This is a genomic window from Liquorilactobacillus uvarum DSM 19971, from assembly GCF_001434935.1.
In the GTDB taxonomy this organism is placed as follows: domain Bacteria; phylum Bacillota; class Bacilli; order Lactobacillales; family Lactobacillaceae; genus Liquorilactobacillus; species Liquorilactobacillus uvarum.
In genome coordinates, this window is the sequence record NZ_AZEG01000010.1 from 1 (window position 1) to 17,413 (window position 17,413).

At 37.2% G+C, this 17,413-nt stretch carries 15 protein-coding genes; 9 read left to right on the plus strand and 6 right to left on the minus strand.

The genetic code is table 11. The features are described from left to right. Positions 1-81 precede the first annotated feature (81 nt). From rfbD to FD20_RS06290, 9 genes are all read left to right on the plus strand, one after another. Positions 82-921 (plus strand): dTDP-4-dehydrorhamnose reductase, encoded by an 840-nt coding sequence (gene rfbD / locus FD20_RS06250; protein ID WP_057736815.1) that lies wholly within the window; start codon positions 82-84, stop codon positions 919-921. A gap of 58 nt (positions 922-979) precedes the next feature. Further along, on the plus strand, positions 980-1,747 hold the full coding sequence (locus tag FD20_RS06255; protein WP_235807727.1) for a DUF4422 domain-containing protein: 768 nt from the start codon (positions 980-982) through the stop codon (positions 1,745-1,747). A 36-nt stretch (positions 1,748-1,783) separates the two neighbouring features. Beyond that, a complete protein-coding gene (locus FD20_RS06260) occupies positions 1,784-2,794 on the plus strand; it encodes a glycosyltransferase (RefSeq protein WP_057736817.1) in 1,011 nt (336 codons plus the stop codon). Between the two features lie 48 nt (positions 2,795-2,842). Then, positions 2,843-3,958, plus strand: coding sequence for a UDP-galactopyranose mutase (gene glf / locus FD20_RS06265; protein ID WP_057736819.1), 1,116 nt, complete (start codon positions 2,843-2,845; stop codon positions 3,956-3,958). Positions 3,959-3,961: 3 nt separating this feature from the next. After that, a complete protein-coding gene (locus FD20_RS06270; RefSeq protein WP_057736821.1) occupies positions 3,962-5,395 on the plus strand; it encodes an oligosaccharide flippase family protein in 1,434 nt (477 codons plus the stop codon). 11 nt (positions 5,396-5,406) lie between these two features. Next, complete coding sequence (locus FD20_RS06275; RefSeq protein WP_057736823.1) at positions 5,407-6,603, plus strand: hypothetical protein; 1,197 nt, start codon at positions 5,407-5,409, stop codon at positions 6,601-6,603. 241 nt (positions 6,604-6,844) lie between these two features. After that, positions 6,845-8,074, plus strand: a complete 1,230-nt coding sequence (locus FD20_RS06280; protein WP_235807723.1) for a DUF2075 domain-containing protein — start codon at positions 6,845-6,847, stop codon at positions 8,072-8,074. Positions 8,075-8,122: 48 nt separating this feature from the next. Beyond that, complete coding sequence (locus tag FD20_RS06285; RefSeq protein ID WP_057736825.1) at positions 8,123-9,724, plus strand: APC family permease; 1,602 nt, start codon at positions 8,123-8,125, stop codon at positions 9,722-9,724. Between the two features lie 171 nt (positions 9,725-9,895). Then, positions 9,896-10,513 (plus strand): L,D-transpeptidase, encoded by a 618-nt coding sequence (locus FD20_RS06290; protein WP_057736827.1) that lies wholly within the window; start codon positions 9,896-9,898, stop codon positions 10,511-10,513. 92 nt (positions 10,514-10,605) lie between these two features. Here the strand turns inward: FD20_RS06290 and FD20_RS06295 are convergent, their stop codons facing one another. From FD20_RS06295 to FD20_RS06320, 6 genes are all read right to left on the minus strand, one after another. Beyond that, positions 10,606-11,106: a DoxX family membrane protein gene (locus FD20_RS06295; RefSeq protein ID WP_057736829.1), complete on the minus strand. Its 501-nt coding sequence runs from the start codon at positions 11,104-11,106 to the stop codon at positions 10,606-10,608. A gap of 251 nt (positions 11,107-11,357) precedes the next feature. Continuing rightward, entirely contained in the window at positions 11,358-12,221 is an 864-nt protein-coding gene (locus tag FD20_RS06300) for a DegV family protein (RefSeq protein ID WP_057736831.1), read from the minus strand. A gap of 193 nt (positions 12,222-12,414) precedes the next feature. Beyond that, entirely contained in the window at positions 12,415-13,545 is a 1,131-nt protein-coding gene (menC, locus tag FD20_RS06305) for an o-succinylbenzoate synthase (RefSeq protein WP_057736833.1), read from the minus strand. Further along, positions 13,542-14,354 (minus strand): 2-succinyl-6-hydroxy-2,4-cyclohexadiene-1-carboxylate synthase, encoded by an 813-nt coding sequence (gene menH / locus FD20_RS06310; protein WP_057736835.1) that lies wholly within the window; start codon positions 14,352-14,354, stop codon positions 13,542-13,544. The genes menC and menH overlap by 4 nt, the downstream gene beginning before the upstream one ends. Positions 14,355-14,357: 3 nt before the next feature. Next, entirely contained in the window at positions 14,358-16,061 is a 1,704-nt protein-coding gene (gene menD, locus FD20_RS06315; RefSeq protein ID WP_057736837.1) for a 2-succinyl-5-enolpyruvyl-6-hydroxy-3-cyclohexene-1-carboxylic-acid synthase, read from the minus strand. Beyond that, positions 16,039-17,367, minus strand: coding sequence for an isochorismate synthase (locus tag FD20_RS06320; RefSeq protein ID WP_057736838.1), 1,329 nt, complete (start codon positions 17,365-17,367; stop codon positions 16,039-16,041). The genes menD and FD20_RS06320 overlap by 23 nt, the downstream gene beginning before the upstream one ends. Positions 17,368-17,413: the final 46 nt, after the last annotated feature.

Sequence of the window (17,413 nt, forward strand, 5' to 3'; positions counted from 1 at the left end):
ACTGGTATTTGCATAATGAGAACTGGTGGCGCCCGTTGAAGAAACGTGCGGCTTTGAGGTAGAACGGAGGATTTCACATAGATGTCTATTTTGATCACAGGGGCTAGGGGACAATTAGGTCAGGAACTAACTAATTTATTGACTGAACGTGATACGGCTTTTTATGCTTGCGGGTCACAGGATTTGGACATTACTGATGAGCAGGCTGTTGAAAACTATTTTGCTAAAAATAGACCTACGGTTGTTTATCACTGTGCAGCTTATACAGCAGTTGATAAAGCAGAGGCCGAAGGAAAAAAGCGTAATTACTTGGTCAATGCGACGGGAACTGAAATTATTGCCAAAGCTTGTCAAAAACACAATGCGATGCTGGTTTACATCAGTACGGATTATGTTTTTGACGGGCTAAAGGATGGAGAATACTTACCAGATGACCCAACGAATCCTCAAAATGAATATGGTAAGGCCAAGCTTTTAGGTGAAAGAGCAGTTCGGAGATATTGTGATAAATACTATATTGTAAGGACTTCATGGGTTTTTGGAAAATATGGCCATAATTTTGTTTACACAATGCTTAATCTTGCCAAGACTCATGCCAGCCTAACAGTTGTTAATGATCAAGTCGGACGTCCAACTTGGACAAGAACATTAGCAGAATTTGTTACATATTTAGTTGATAAGAAAATTGAATATGGTGTCTATCATTGTTGTAATGATGGGCAATGTTCATGGTATGAATTTGCCTGCGAAATATTGAAAGATAAAGATGTCGAAATTAGACCAGTTACCTCTGTGGAATATCCTACGGCGGCTTATAGGCCTAAGAAAAGTGTAATGAAATTGTCTAAAGAAACAGGTTTTTCCTCTTTTAAAGGTTGGAAATTGGCTTTAAATTCATTTATGTCTGATAAATTTGAATAATAATTTTTGGATGATGTGATGAAAAACTTAAATGATAATTGTGGTGATTTTTTTGACAATGTATGTGATAACTCATAAGAAGTTTAATTATTATCTGCCAAAACACTATGTCCCCTTGTTGGTTGGGGCAGTGAATAAAGATAAAATAGATGGATATCTTAGTGATGATGAAGGAGATAATATCTCTTCTAAAAATAAAAATTATTGTGAATTGACAGGATTGTACTGGATCTGGAAGCATAGCAATGAAAGTATAGTTGGTCTTTCACACTACAGGAGATACTTCAGCGGAAATCCGCTGGGCTTTTTCGGTGAAATTACTGAGACAATGGTTTTGGGAAAATTAAAGCCACTATCTGTGTCAAAATTGAATAAGTTTTTAGAGAACTGTGATTGGGTCTTACCTACCCCAGAAAAAAACTATTTCAAGAAAAGAAGTGTCAGGCAGCAATTTCAAGCTTCACATGATATAAAGGATTTAGAAACAACTAGAAGGGTATTAGGAGAACTTTATCCAGAGTATCTTCCTGAGTTCGATGAGGTTATGAACGGTCATCAACTTGTTATCTGCAACATGTTTTATACACATAAAAAGTATATGGATGAATACAGTAGCTGGTTGTTTTCAATACTTTTTGAAATAGAAAAAAATGTTGATATAAGCAATTATGATGATTATCAAAGCAGATTATATGGTTTTCTCTCTGAACGATTATTTAATGTTTGGATAACGCATCATAAAGAACGCTTTAGAATTAAACATTTGAGTATATTTAATACCGCCAAGATGAACAGAGATTTCATAAAAAATAAAATATTTAAATGATTTCTATTTGTCTGAAGTGTTGGACTAGGAGATAAAATGACTGAAGATTTTGTGATTTCAACAATTGAGAGGTCGGATAACGATGCCGGGCCAAAAGCACAACACGATATAATTAAATTTCTGAGTCTGAATGGTTATAAGATTGTTAAAACCAGAATACCTAGAAAAAGAATTAGAAAGATGTATTATGCCCTGAAAACTCTACCTAAACTATTTAAGGGGAGGGCAATGAATGTTGTAATCTTTCAGTATCCAATTTATTCATTATTTTTGACAAAAAAAATAATCAAAACTATTAAAAAATATACATCCGCTCGAATTATATTAGTGATTCATGATGTTGAGTCGTTGCGATTGTTTCAAGATGATAAAAGCTTTGTCAAAAAAGAACTGAGCATTTTTAATATGGACGAGGTTGATGGATTGATCGCTCACAATAAATCAATGAAAAATTGGCTTAGAGAAAAAGGGATCACAAAGAAAATTGCTGAGCTGGAAATATTTGATTATGATAATCCACAGCCTTTTAGAGTTCAAAAAAGCTATAATCGATCAGTTTGCTTTGCTGGAAATTTAGCCAAAGCAAACTTCCTTGAGAAATTAGATGTAAAAAATGGTTTGTTTGTCTTTGGACCAAATAATAATCTTAAGATGCACGAATGTATAAAATATGGGGGGCAATACACACCCGATGAGCTTCCAAAATATTTACAGCAAAACTATGGGTTGGTTTGGGATGGTTCTAGCCTAGATAAATGTGATGGAAGATTTGGAGAATACTTAAAATATAATGCACCACATAAAACCTCACTGTATCTGAGCTCGGGTATCCCTGTTATTGTGTGGAAGGAAGCAGCAATAGCCGATTTTGTGTTGGAAAATAATGTTGGAATTGTGGTCGATGATCTCAATCATCTGGATGAACTACTAAAGAATATTTCTGAATCTGACTTTAATGTTATGAAAACTAACGCAGTTAAAGTTGGAAAAAAGATGCGTTCGGGTTACTATATTAGACGAGCCATAGAAGAGTTAATGGAAAATTAAATTTAAAGTACTATAATCAGATGATTGATATTGAAGTGGAGGATGAAGATGAAAAAATATTTAGTTGTAGGAGCAGGGCTTTTTGGGTCAACATTTGCTCATGAGGCTGCTAAAAGAGGTCATAAGGTTAAGATTATTGAAAAGCGTGCTCATGTTGCTGGAAATATTTATACTAAAAATGTTAATGGCATTCAAGTTCATCAATATGGAGCGCATATTTTTCACACTTCTAATAAACGTGTTTGGGAATATGTAAATCACTTTGCCGAATTTAATCGCTACACTAATAGTCCTGTGGCTAACTATAAGGGTGAAATTTACAACCTGCCTTTTAATATGAATACTTTTAATAAACTTTGGGGTGTTATTACTCCCGAAGAAGCACAAGCAAAAATAGATGAACAACGTGCGGTTTTGAAGGGCAGAAAACCTGAAAATCTTGAAGAACAGGCGATTTCTTTAGTTGGAACCGATATTTACGAAAAATTGATTAAGGGTTATACTGAGAAACAGTGGGGTCGTTCTACTAAGGATTTGCCAGCCTTTATTATTAGGCGTCTCCCTGTCAGACTGACGTATGATAATAACTACTTCAACGATGCTTACCAAGGCATACCCGTTGGAGGCTATACGCAAATTGTTGAGAAGATGTTAAAGAATGATCTTATCTCTGTTGAAACTGGAGTAGATTTCTTTGACCGAAAAGATGAGTACATGCGTGATTATGACCGCATTGTTTTCACAGGTATGATAGATGAGTATTTCAATTATAAGTTGGGCGAATTAGAGTATCGTAGTCTGCATTTTGAAACTGAAAAATTGGATAAAGACAATTACCAAGGGAATGCGGTTGTTAATTACACGGATGCTGAAACACCGTTTACACGCATCATTGAACACAAGCATTTTGAATTCGGTAAAGGGGACAAGAATAAGACCGTTATTACTCGCGAATATCCCAAAAAATGGCATCGTGGTGATGAACCATACTATCCTGTTAATAATTCTCAAAATAACGCCCTTTACAAAGAATATAAAGCTTTAGCTGATAAAGAGGCAAAAAGAGTAATTTTCGGCGGTCGCTTAGGACAATACCGCTATTACAACATGGATCAAGTAATCAGTGCGGCTTTGACAACTGTTAAGAATGAATTTGAGGAATAATAAATGAAGATTTTCAAGAACTACTTCTACAATGCTGGTTACCAGCTTTTGGCAATGATTTTACCATTGGTGACTGCGCCATATGTTACTCGTGTCTTAGGAGCTACCAATATAGGGATTAACGCGACGACCAATGCTAACATTCAATATTTTGTTTTATTCGGAAGTATTGGTATTGCTTTGTATGGTAATCGTGAAATTGCTGCTATACGTGATGATAAGCATGAGATGAGTAAAACATTCTGGGAAATACAGCTATTAAAAACTATTACCATTAGTATTACGTATCTGCTTTTCCTTGGAGTTTTAATGATACTCCACCGATATCAGTTTTATATGCTTATCCAATCGTTATACATAATTGCTGCAGGAGTAGATATTTCTTGGCTTTACATGGGGATAGAAGATTTTAGAAAGACAGTTTTGCGTAATACTTTTGTCAAAATTCTTTCGATTATTCTAATCTTTATTTTTGTTAAGGAAAGAAGCGATTTGTGGGCCTACATTTTGATTCTTGCTGGTTCGGTACTCTTGGGAAATGCGACTTTGTGGCCTTATCTGCGCAGAACTTTAACAAAGGTCAAATTTTCAGAATTAAATATTTGGCGACACTTTAGGCCTTCAATTACTTTTTTTGTGCCACAGGTTGCAGTGCAAGTGTACCTTATTTTGAATAAGAGTATGTTAGGGCTTTTAGGACCGGTTTCTTCTTCTGGTTTTTATGATAGAGCAGACACAATAGTTAAGCTTATTCTGTCATTAGCAACAGCCACTGGAACGGTAATGTTGCCACACGTAACCAATGCATTTTCAAGGGGAGACAGTAAACGAGTGAATCATTATCTTGTTGAATCTTTTGATTTTGTGTCTTTTATCGCAATCCCGATGGCATGTGGTTTAGCCGGTATATCGATCAAGTTAGGACCGTTTTTTTATGGAACTGAATTTATCCCTGTAGGAAGGGCAATGTTGCTTGAATCTATTATTATCATATTTATAGCTTGGAGCAACGTAATCGGACAGCAATTTTTACTGCCAACAAATCGAATTAAATCTTATTCGAGTTCTGTTATATTGGGTGCACTTATAAACATCATATGCAATGTACCTTTTATATATTTTGGGGGATTATATGGTGCAATGGCAGCTACGATTCTTTCAGAACTTTCTGTAACTTCATATCAAATATGGAAGATAAAAGATTTAATTGATTTAAAGCAACTTTTTGTAAATGTCCCGAAATATCTTTTAGCAGGATTGGTCATGTTTGCGGTAGTTTTTAAATTGAACAATTCCGTTCATTTCTACGTTGTTTCATTAATCTGGCAGATATTACTAGGGGTCTTTATATATGGCGGTTTACTGCTACTTTTACGACCAACAATCTTGGATAAAGTTAAGAAAATTGTCAGTGATTTCAGATCACAGCATAGGTGAGGTAAAGAGTTATGATGGATATAGTTGCCAAAAGGGAACATATACAGGATTACTTGAATAAAAAAGTTAATAAGTTGCCTGAAAAGTTATACTTTGTAGGCTTTATAGTTTATGCATTAGTTAATTATTTGCGTGGGACAATGTTTACGCAATATTTGAGTTCTCCTGTGCTCTACGATTTTATGAAAATTTCAGCAATTTTTATAGTGCTGAAGATATTATTGTTTGATGATTGGAAATTGAAGGATCTTCTTATTTTTTTATTAGTGGGAATCTTAATAGAATTTACGTGCAGGGTGTCCTATGATTACGATATTTTTTATTATTGCCTATTAATATTGGGAGCCAAAAATATTGAGTTTTCAAAAATTCTTAAAACATATTTGATCCTTATCAGCACTGCGTTAGTTATTACAATTATAGCTTCACAGTTTGGATTAGTTTATAACATTACTTTTGGACGCAGCGGGACCCCAATTGTTCGTTATGCCCTTGGAGCTGTTTATCCGACCGATTTTGCAGCGAGAGTTTTTTGTTTGATGTTGTTTTACGCGGTCTTTAAAAAGTTTAAGCTGAATCTTCCTGAATATATTTCATTGGCTGCATTAACAGTAGCGATGTATGTTTTGACAGATACAAGATTAGATACTATCCTGATGCTTTTAGTGATTTTAATTGCATTTTTTTATAGACCAATTATTAAACTTGTCGATCGTATCAGTGTAAGACTAATGAGCTTGTTGATAACAGCATTTGTTGCATTTAATATATTACTGGCGTATTTTTTTATTCCATCTAATCCTATTTTCAAGATTATCAATAAAATCTTATCACAAAGGTTAGTTTATGGGCATTTGGTTTTCAAACGTTACAATGTTCCGTTATTAGGTCAGTTCATCCCACAAGTTGGGAATGGTGGTCTACATAATGGCCCTTATAATTACTTCTTTGTAGATTCGTCTTTTATTAGAGTATTAATGATGCACGGGTTTTGGGCATTTATACTTACAATGACTTTAATAATTTTCTTATCACATAAATTCATTTCAAAAAAATACATTGTGCTAGAAATTGCATTATTACTTGTAATTTTAAGTTCGGTTATCGATCAGCATATGTGGGAAATATCCTTCAACATTATTTTTGTAGGTTTGTTTGCGAAAATTTCTGATGAATACGCCGAATCTGGGAATGATTTAAAGGTATGACAATATTTAAGTAATTATTATTATTGTGTGTAATTGCAAAAAAACTCCACCTAGGCAACCATGCTAGGCGGAGAAAGGAATATCGTTAATAATTAACGATAGGGATATTCATTTACTTTATTAGGGGGAGTAAATGAAGTTGGTTAAATATTATGTTACAAGTACAGTCTAATGCTAATTTATGAAGAATTTATGAAGAAATGTTTCAAAAAGAGTTAAGGTTATTTGCCATAAGGATTATTTGAAGAAAGTTACAGGTGAGTTTATGGACAGGTCAGCTAACAAAGCGTTTAATAAGTTGGCAGCGGTGAAATTAACAACTGAACAGCAGGATTTGGAAAAGCAAATCTTCGAGTTTTGTAAAAGACTTCTCGTTGTAAAAGAGCGAGGGGTTTTTGTTGTTTCAGGAGATGCTGGAACAGGGAAGAGTGTTATCTTGATCTCCATTTTCAATGCGATTCAGAAAATGGCTAAAGATAAAACATCGATACTTTATAAAACAAGTAATTATCTTTTGGTTAATCATCCAGAAATGCTTAAACTTTATAGAAACATTGCCGCCGAGTGTCCAACCTTATTAAAAAAGAATTTCGAAAGGCCGACGACTTTTATTAATCGATCGCATAAGAAACAACAAGGATCTGATATAGTATTGGTTGATGAGGCACATCTGCTTCTAACGAAAAGTGATCCGTACAATCATTTTAAACAAGATAATCAGCTGCAGGAAATCTTGAAACTCAGTAAAATTGTTGTGCTGGTTTTTGATGAAAAACAAGTTTTAAAAGGCAAAAGTTATTGGAATAAGGACAAATTAGCCGCGCTTGTTTCTTCAAAAAATGTCCACTATTATCATTTGACTGAGCAATTTCGTGTCAAAGCCAATAATGATGTTAAAGATTGGATTAAGGCACTGGTTGAAAAAAATATTTCTGCACCACCTGCACCGCAGAAATTTGATTTTAGGATCATGGATGATGCGCAAGAAATGTATGAGCTGATAAAACGGAAAAATAGAATCGTCGGATTAAGCCGCATGCTGGCAACATACGATTTTCCATACCGTTTGGATGGCAAGGATTATTTTGTAAATGCAGGCAATTTCAGGTTGCGATGGGATCGAAACCAGCCACAGGCTGTGCTACCTTGGGCAGAAAGAGACGATTCAATTGGCGAGGTAGGTTCTGTCTACACGATTCAAGGATTTGATCTCAATTATGCAGGAATCATACTTGGACCAAGTGTACGGTATGATGCTGTGCACGACCGTATTAGAATACATCCTGAAGTGTATCAAGATCAAGCAGCTTTTAATGGTTTAGCTAAACGAACTGATGCAGAAAAGGCAAAAGAAAGACTGATTTTGAACTCAATAGATGTTCTTTTGACGAGAGCTCGTTTGGGAATGTACATTTATGCGACAGATACAGCTTTACGTACACGATTGTTTCAAGGATATTTGAATAGATAACGTTTTGACTTATTAAAGAACAACATTTTAAGCAAGAAAGAGAAAAAGATGAATAATTTAGAAAATAATAGACATTATATCAGCTGGCCGGTGTTGGCTTTGATGGCATTTGTTACAGTTATTGGTTTTGATGATATAATCTATAATTTCAAAAACCAAGGCATGGGAGTCATTACTTCATGGATTTTAATGCTTTTTTTGTATGTAATCCCATATTCGTTAATGGTCGGGCAATTAGGATCGATTTTTAATAAAGAAGGCGGTGGTCTGAGTTCCTGGATCAGAGGAACAAATGGCGAGTTTCTTGGTTATTTTACTGCTTGGACTTACTGGGCTGCATCAATTCCGTATGTTGTAGATACTGCTAATTCAGTGGTTATTGGTCTTGGCTGGGCGATCAAAGGGAGTGGTAAATTTCAAGACACGATGTCGAATGGTCAATTTGCACTGTGGACCCTCTTGGTATTCGTTGTTTTCATTACGATCCAATCACGGTTTAAACGCTCATTGGAATTATTGAGTTCGATTGGTGGAATTGCAATGTTCGGGATGACAGTATTATTTGTCATCATGGCATTTGCATCTTTGAAGATGGGTGGTCACATTGCGACACAGCCTATGAATCTTAGCGCTATTATTCCAAAGTTTGATTTGAAGTATTTAACGACATTGGGTTTGCTGATTTATGCCGTCAATGGATGTGAATTGATTGCCCCATTCGTAACTAAAATGAAGAATCCGCGTCATGAGTTTCCAAAATCAATGTTGATGCTGGTTGTGATGACCGCTTTTCTGACGATTTTTGGTTCTTTTTCTTTAGGGATCTTTTTTGATGCGCATCATTTGCCGAATGATTTGAAAATGAATGGGTCTTATTATGCTTTTCAAGCTCTTGGTCAGCAATACCATGTCGGAAATTTATTTATGTATTTATTCGCATGGACCGAAGTCACCTATCTTGCGGCTCTTTTGGCCGTTTTGTTGGATGCTATGACGAGAATGCTTATTTCGGATACAGGCAAAAAATACATGCCACTTTTTTTACGGAAGACGAATCAGGCCGGTCTGCCGATTAATGGTTACTTGCTGACTTGCTTATTATCAGGATTTATTCTTTTCTTAGGTATTTTTTTACCGGAGATGAATGACGTCTTTAACTGGTTGCTTAATTTGAATGGAATTATCTCCCCAGGAGTTACGTGCTGGATTTTTTATGCATTTATGCGTGTCCGTAAGAATCCTGAAGAATATCCATCTGAGTATGTGTTTATTAAGAATGATAAGCTGGCATGGTGGGCCGGCTTTTGGGCGTTAGCTATTACCATAGTTGCGACTGTTTTCGGAATTGCTCCGCAAGATGTTGCAGAATTTAGTGCTATATGGTGGCACGAATTGATTATCAACATTGTTGCAATTATTGTTTTGGTTGGATCAGGTGCAATTTTACCGTTGATAACGAAACGTGAAAAAAAATACGGATCAGCTTTCAGCAAAGTACAGTGTTTTGCAATGATTTTATTTACTATCACAGCGCTAGTTTTGAGCGTTATCGTTGGTAGTACAAAACTGGCTGAACGCAATTTGGTTGTAGCAGGTGTTGTTGCTTGCGGAGTCATTGCCGTTTGGCTGGTCGGTAGAAGAAAGCCTTAGGGAAAGTAGATAATTTAGATATTACTAAATTCATTGCAACTGCCTTGACTTCCTTTTCAGTGAAGTTATGATTGAGTTAAAAGACGGGAGTATGCAGCAGCTAATAATTTTACCACTAAGTCTGTGGTGACTGAGCGGCAGCCTACTGCAAAACTGGGGAGCGAGTGAGAGATGGGATTCAATAATAAATTTTTGCGGCTGATTTTGGGAATTATTATTGCAGCCTTACTTATGTTTTTTGTTGCAAAAAATCTACAGCATGTTAAACAGTCCCATAATGAGACTGCACGGGCGACAAGTATTAAGAAGAGCAAAGCAGCAGCTAAAAAAACAACAAAACAAAAGACGATTGATTGGCGTGCCCCATCGATGAAAAAAGCATATCCGAGTATATCTGAGCACCCTAATTTATGGATACACGTTTCAATTAAGAAACAGCGCGTTTATCTGATGGATGAGAGCAAAAAGCTTTATACGATGTATGCTTCGACAGGTAAACCAGGAAAAACTGCCACACCTAAGGGAGTTTATCATATTCAAGGCGAGCGCGGTACTTATTTCTATAGTCAGTCAGAGGAGGAGGGAGCTCACTACTGGGTTTCATGGAAGAATCATGGTGAGTTCTTGTTTCATTCAACTCCAACGGATGCCAATGGCAATTATATTAAGTCAGTTGCTGCTGATTTAGGTAAAAAACCATCATCACATGGATGTGTTCACTTAACTGTGGCTGATTCCAAATGGATGTACGAGAATATTCCGTTTGGAACAAAAGTAGTTATTGAGTAATTTATTGGTAAATAATAGATTTATTTAAGAAAATCCGAATTATTGATTATTATTAACCAATAATTCGGATTTTTTGTGTATGTTTTTTTGAGTTATCTATTTTCAACTGTTCTTTTCAAAAAAGGAATTTTTTTGCGTAAAAATGGGATGATAAAGTAGTCGAGGCCAAATTTAGAGGCGTTGAATCCGGCAATAAGGACAATAAATTCTAAAAAGATGTACTGTGGATTCACTGAAATAGTACCTGCAAGAAGGTAGCTGAAGTTCATCAATAAGGCAAAAAACACGGCGGTTGTCGCAAAAGCACCTAAAATCAAACCAAGTCCAATAAGAATTTCACCCCAAACAACAAGAAAGTCAAATAAACTTATGTTTGGCATGACAAAATTTTTTAAAATTTCTGTATACCATCCATATACAGGCTGACCATCAGGACCTGCCACCGGATTCTTAATTCCATTTTCAACAAATTTTTGAGCTGAAAAACCATTCAGTTTTTCAATCCCGGATGTCAGCCACAGGTAACCGAGATATATACGAATAATTGTTGTTACTACGCGTCCACTAAGTGATTGGCGCAACCATTTGATCATGAAATCCACCCCCAACATTAATATTTTTTATGCAACCGCTTGCATATGGCTATTCTAAATATTAAATTAACAAAGGGCAATTTTTTTGCTCAACAAATTACAAAGCTCAAAAGGACAAACGATGACCGAGTGAAAATTTTTAGCGTAGCAAAAAAGCCAGTTAGGAAGTGTATGCTAAATTTCTAACTGGCTTTGTATTTTATTTTGAAGCAGAACTTCAAATTTTTGCTATCAAATGCTATCTAAAAAAGTTATGCTTCTTGTGGTTCTGGCTTTTCAGAAAGAGTTATTATTCCAACAGCATTCAATCCTGTATGCGTCATGATGATTGGGCTTGTTAGACGTTTCAGATAATTAACATGATCATCGGTCGGAAGAATAATATTCTTCAAGCGTTCAAGAAAATCTTGGTCAACACCAACATGTGAGAGAGATAAATCAAGAATCTTGTTATCCTGATGAGCTTCCGCAATCTGTTGACAGAATTTTAAAAATGCTTTGCGGCTTCGTCCTTTGGAAACAACATCAAGGCTTTTATTGTTAAGTTGAACAACAACTTTAAGATTAATCAGCTTAGTTACTGCTCCAGCAAAACGACTGATTCTTCCACCTTTGACGAGACAATCTAAATTATCAATTAGGACATTGATACGAGTTCTTTTATAGATATCTGAACAATGCTGCTTGATTTCAGCAATTGTTTTACCATCTGCAATGTCTTCGGCAGCAGCAAGAACTTGGAATGCTAAACCGCGATCGGTTGATTTGCTATTAATGACAGTAACTTTTGCGGATGACATTCCAGCAGCCGTTTGGGCAGTGTTGAATGTCCCGCTAAGCACGTCGGAAATAGTGATGGCAAGGACCTCGCTACCGTCTGCACCCAAATTATCATAGATTTCAACAAATTTTCCTAACGGTGGTTGGCTAGTTTTAGGGTATTTGCCAGCACGCAGATTTTCAATCAACTCTTCACGAGTGATATTTTCGCCATCGACATAACTTTTGCCTTCAATTTCAACAGACAATGGGACAATGTGAATATTATATTTTTTTACTTCATCAGGTGTAAGCTGTACAGATGAATCTGTCACAATTTTGATTGATGTTGTCATATTTAATGGGCTCCTTACTTGTTTCTAACGATATAAAAAATCATTTTCATACATCATTATACACCACATAGTTTAACAATCAATCATACATAAAACATAAGTCTAGGTATTGTATGATTACACTACCATAATTATACCAGAAACCTCTTTCAATATTCAAAAATAAAAGAATAAGTTTCAGACAAAAAAATTTTTAAGGCGTGTCCTTTAGGATGTTGGGCTGCTTTAATAAACGTTTCTGAATATTTTTTTTCAGAGTTACCCCGATCCCGTTATCCGTTGGGATAGTTAATTTTCCATTTTTTAAACTAAACTGTTCTTCAATGATGTCTTTCTGATAGTAACGGTCTGATGCAGAGATGTCACCAGGAAAAGGCAGAGATTCAAGACTGGCAAGAGCAAGATTAGTAGCACGTCCGATACCGCCTTCTAACATCCCACCGCACCATACGAGCAGACCGTGGTTGTTGCAGAAACGGATAATCTGGAGTGCGTTGGCAAGACCTCCAACGCGAGAAAGCTTCAGATTGATAGCTTGGGCACTTCTAAGCTGGTAAGCGGTCCGTACATCATCTAAGGAAAAAATGTTTTCATCAAGGCAGATGGGAACATGTATCTGTTTTTGTAGTTCAGCATGTGCGGTAAAATCTGTTGCGTCAAGCGGTTGCTCTATCATAGCTAGCTTGATTTTTTCAAGTTTTTTGAGTTGAGCTGTGTTTTTTAGTGTGAAGCTTGAATTTGCGTCAAGTATAAATTGTATTTTAGGAAAGAGAGGGCGAACGCGGCTAAAGGCTTCTATTTCTGTCGTGCTTGTAATTTTAAGTTTAATTCGCTGGTAGCCTTTTTCAACTGCTGCAGTAATTTCTGATATCATTTTTGAAGCATTACTTTGTGCACCGATACTGATTCCCACTAGGATACTTTGTCTGCAGCTTAATTGTGAATGCTCAGATAGAAGCCGTGACAAATTTTTTTGCGCATGTTTAGCAAACAAATCCCAGACAGCTGTCTCAAGAGCAGCTTTGGCCATTTGATTTCCCTGAACCACTGTGAAAAGCTTGGAAACATCTTCTGGACAGTTTAATTCTTGACCTTCTAATAAGGGAAGCAAGTACCGGCAAATGACGAGACGAGCAGTTTCTTGCGTCTCAGGAGTGTAAGTAGGCTGTGCAAAAGCTTCAAGTTCGCCATAACCCCATTGCTCATCATCTGAACTCAGGGCAATCAGCGTAATTGGGCGAAAGTGGGTTGTCCCATGTGCCGTACGAAAAGGTTTTTTAAGTTTTAAATCATAGGGAAGCAGTTTTGCGTGAGTAATTTTCATTTATAGTGCTCCTCTTGCTTGATAATCTTGGCTGTCATGAACGGCTGCTCCAGATGTGTATTGTGTCCGGCAGCGCGAACAATATGACGCTGCCCACATGGCAGTATCTTTTCCATTTGAGCTGTCAGCTTGGTATATTTTGAGTCAAGTGCTCCTGCCAGCAAGGTTACAGGTAAATCTAGCTCATGCAATTGCGGCCAATAATTCGGCATTGTTCCAGTTCCCATTCCAAGTAGACTATTGGCAAGACAGATACTATCTTGCCCCATACGTTGCTGGTGAATGAATTTTTGTCGGTTTAAAGATAGTCTTTTTTGAGAAGCAAAGAGTTTAAGATTTTCCCAAGCCGAAACGAATTCAAATAAGTTACCTTGTTTCAAGGTTTTCGCCAGTTGCTGGTCATGTTGACGACGGTTTAAACGTTCAACTGAAGATGTAATGCCAGCGGTGCTGCTTTCTAAGACGAGCCGTTTTACGAGTTTAGGATGTTTCAATGTTAGTCCAAGTGCTAGACGACCTCCCATTGAATATCCCCAGAGATTGATCGGCGGGTTCATTCGTTGTTTTATTAGACCGGCTAGATCATCTATTTGGCGATCAATATAATAGCGTGTATAAGGAGCGCTTGTTCGGCTTTTACCATGTCCAAGGAGATCTGGGAGCAAAATTGTTCCATTCAAATATGGAATAACGGCATCAAAATCATGATGGCTGCCCATAAAACCGTGGAGTAAAAGCCATTGTGATGGCTGTTTATTATTAGTTACAGTTTCAAAATAATATTTTTCGCGGTCAAGAATAATTTCCATTAGTTAGAACTCCTTAGATAACTGTTGCGCGATCATTTGAAGTATAGCTTGGTGTGCTCTGACATTAGTAGTTCGATTAGTTGGAACTTCAATGATCTCCAATCCGTGCAGAGGCTGCTGTAGAATATCTGCAAAGGCAACGATACTGTCAGCTTTGATATATCTGGCGTGATAAAGTTGGGCTACTTGCTTTATCTCTAGGTCCTGCGGTGTGCCGAAGATAGTTTCAAAATCAATACTGCTGGCTTGAGGAAGAAATGAAAAAATTCCGCCGCCATTATTGTTGATGACGATAATCCGCAGTTGCAGATGGTAGCGTTCGGCCATCATTAGTCCATTCATATCGTGAAAAAAAGCTAAATCACCAATCAGCAAGAGGTTGTTTTTGAATTGACTGCTCATCCCTAGGGCACTTGAAATGATTCCATCTATCCCATTTGCACCACGGTTACAGTATAAGTAACGAAATTTTTTTTGAGGAAGAAAATAGCTGTCAATATCGCGAATCGGCATGGAATTGCTAATAAACAAATGTGTCTCAATTGGAAGCAGGTGTTCCAGCAGTCGAGGTATTAATGGTTCATCTAGCTGATTTTTTGAATTTAGGCTTGCCAGCCCTTTTTTGATTTCTTTTTGAAGCTGACTCCACTTGTTAAGCCAACCTCTTCTTGGCGCAGGACAAGGACAACTCTCGAAAAAACAGTCAGCTGAGAGTGGTAAGACATTTGTTAATGTTTCAGTATAGTCATTTAATTCGTAGTTAGGATCAAGATAGTAGTTTGGAACATTAAGCTGTTTCATCCAAGCACCAAGATTAGCTGAAACAAAAGTCCCACCGCCACGAATTATCACATCAGGTTTGAGGTCATTCAATAAGGGAAGCTGTGTTTTGAGCAGAATATCATATGCTGAGATAATATTTTTTGAATCAATGCCGCGCAATTGGCTTAAGGGGTCTGCCAAAATAGGCCAGCCTGCATTTTCGGCCCAACGCAGCAGCGCATTATGGTTTGTTTGATCTTCATTGGGCCCCATAATGATAAGACCGCGCTTATCAAAGAATGCAGCAGATAGATCGGCGAGATCGGTAGCTGCAAGGCTTGTTTTTATTTTAGAACGTGTCAGCTTTTTAGATTTTTTCATAAATGACAAGGGTAATTGTGGCATTAGTGGTTTTCGCAATGGCAAATTTAAATGAACAGGCCCAAAAGGGTGGCTGGTAGCATGTATGACACATCTTTGAACAACAAAACTGGTATATTGACATTCATCGAAATTATCTGAAGCAAGGGGCAGCTGATAGAACTTTTTGACTTGGTGACCGTAAAAACAATTCTGGTCTAAGGCTTGGGGGGCACCTATTCTAGTTAGCTCTGGTGGGCGATCCGTTGTCAGAATAATTAAAGGAATATGTGAAGAAAAAGCCTCGCAAACGGCTGGATAAAAGTTGGCAGCTGCAGTACCAGAGGTGCATAGCAGTAAAACAGGCTTGGAAGTTGTTTTTGAGATTCCTAATGCAAAAAAAGCTGCGGAACGTTCATCGACATCAACGTACAAATTGATTTTATTTTCTCGGGCCAGTTGAGCTAAGCCTAGAGCTATCGGTGTTGAACGTGAACCAGGTGCAAGGATGGCATCACGGACACCTTGAGTTAAAAGGGCATTTAAAATGTTTGTTACTTGATTAGTTAATGTCTGTGTGTTCATCAGTTTGATCTCCTAAAACATGTAGTAATGGTTGGAATTTCAATTGAGTTTCAGCAGCTTCATTTTGCGGCACAGATTCCGATACGATTCCGGCACCGGCAAAGAGATGAACTGAATTGGCCGTTAACAAAGCAGAACGAATTCCAACGGCTAGTTCACCGGTGTCATCAAATTGAAAGTAGCCTAGTGGACTGCCAAAAAGCCCACGCGTTCCAGGCTCAACCTGTGCTATTTGGCGGAGGGCCTTTTCTCGAGGTAACCCACCTAGTGCTGGTGTTGGATGCAGATCACGAAGAACCTGGAACAATTCAAAATTACCATTCGCCATGATTGGGGTATAAAGGTGCTGAACATTTGTATTTTTCAGCAGTTGTGGACGTTTCGAATGTCTGACGGTTAAACCTTGTTTCCTGAGGATCTTTCCAATTGCTTCTAGTACATATTTTTGCTCCTGCAAGTTTTTGTGATCATTCAACAGCTGAGATCCTAAGCGATCATCTTCAGCGCGCGTTTGGCCGCGTTTGATGGTTCCTGCGACGGCAGCTGTTTGTATTTGCTGATTCTTGAATTTAGCAAATCTTTCGGGAGTTGAACTGATAAAAGAACCGCTAGCGGTTTTTAGCAAAATATGATAAGTCTGTGGCTGTGTCAAAGTCAGTTTTCGCCACACAGCAAGAGGGTTAACGGCATCACTAAAAGTTGCCTCAAGTGAACGAGCTAAGACAACCTTTTCTAACTGATGTTGTTGTATCTTATCAGTGGTTGCGGCTACAGCATCTGTCCATTGATCTAATGCTGTGTTGTTTTTTGTGAATGGAACATGTTCTGCTAAGGTCAACGAGTAATTTGGAGTGTTTTGCAGTTTTTGTGCGAAAAAGGAACTTTCTTTTTCAAGGGCTGCTGCATCAAAACTGCAAGTTATTAATTCAGTGCTGTTACCAGACTTAATGACCGTATATTTAGGCAGAAAGAAGTATCCTTGCGCTAATTTGCCCCAAAAGGCGTTTTCCTTTTCAGCATTCGGGTCAAAGGCGAAACTGCCTACGAGAGCAAGACGGTTTTCTGATGTTTGCTTTATGTTGACCAAATTTTTTTTCAACAGGACTTGCCAATTTTTTAAAGCATTAAATTGGTCTTCATCCTTAGCAAAGTAGTGTTCTGCAATCGCGCCATAGGCCAAACGAACTGTATTATTTGAGGGTGCCTGAAAGATAAAGGCCGTTTGCCATTTAGTCATTAAAGATAGCATTTTCTTTAATTTTATGTTGGGTAATTCAGTTTTTAAATAATAAATAAGCTGGTTCATTAACTGTCTCCTTGTCGAATACATTTTAACTTAACTAACGTAATGT

What these genes read in the sequence shown, in the direction of transcription:
- FD20_RS06260 (WP_057736817.1), top strand. Translation starts at nt 1,784, where the DNA reads ATGACTGAAGATTTTGTGATTTCAACAATTGAGAGGTCGGATAACGAT.
- glf (WP_057736819.1), top strand. Translation starts at nt 2,843, where the DNA reads ATGAAAAAATATTTAGTTGTAGGAGCAGGGCTTTTTGGGTCAACATTT.
- menH (WP_057736835.1), bottom strand. Translation starts at nt 14,354, where the DNA reads ATGGAAATTATTCTTGACCGCGAAAAATATTATTTTGAAACTGTAACT.
- FD20_RS06320 (WP_057736838.1), bottom strand. Translation starts at nt 17,367, where the DNA reads ATGAACCAGCTTATTTATTATTTAAAAACTGAATTACCCAACATAAAA.
- FD20_RS06300 (WP_057736831.1), bottom strand. Translation starts at nt 12,221, where the DNA reads ATGACAACATCAATCAAAATTGTGACAGATTCATCTGTACAGCTTACA.
- FD20_RS06285 (WP_057736825.1), top strand. Translation starts at nt 8,123, where the DNA reads ATGAATAATTTAGAAAATAATAGACATTATATCAGCTGGCCGGTGTTG.
- FD20_RS06270 (WP_057736821.1), top strand. Translation starts at nt 3,962, where the DNA reads ATGAAGATTTTCAAGAACTACTTCTACAATGCTGGTTACCAGCTTTTG.
- menD (WP_057736837.1), bottom strand. Translation starts at nt 16,061, where the DNA reads ATGAACACACAGACATTAACTAATCAAGTAACAAACATTTTAAATGCC.
- rfbD (WP_057736815.1), top strand. Translation starts at nt 82, where the DNA reads ATGTCTATTTTGATCACAGGGGCTAGGGGACAATTAGGTCAGGAACTA.
- menC (WP_057736833.1), bottom strand. Translation starts at nt 13,545, where the DNA reads ATGAAAATTACTCACGCAAAACTGCTTCCCTATGATTTAAAACTTAAA.
- FD20_RS06275 (WP_057736823.1), top strand. Translation starts at nt 5,407, where the DNA reads ATGATGGATATAGTTGCCAAAAGGGAACATATACAGGATTACTTGAAT.
- FD20_RS06255 (WP_235807727.1), top strand. Translation starts at nt 980, where the DNA reads ATGTATGTGATAACTCATAAGAAGTTTAATTATTATCTGCCAAAACAC.
- FD20_RS06290 (WP_057736827.1), top strand. Translation starts at nt 9,896, where the DNA reads ATGGGATTCAATAATAAATTTTTGCGGCTGATTTTGGGAATTATTATT.
- FD20_RS06295 (WP_057736829.1), bottom strand. Translation starts at nt 11,106, where the DNA reads ATGATCAAATGGTTGCGCCAATCACTTAGTGGACGCGTAGTAACAACA.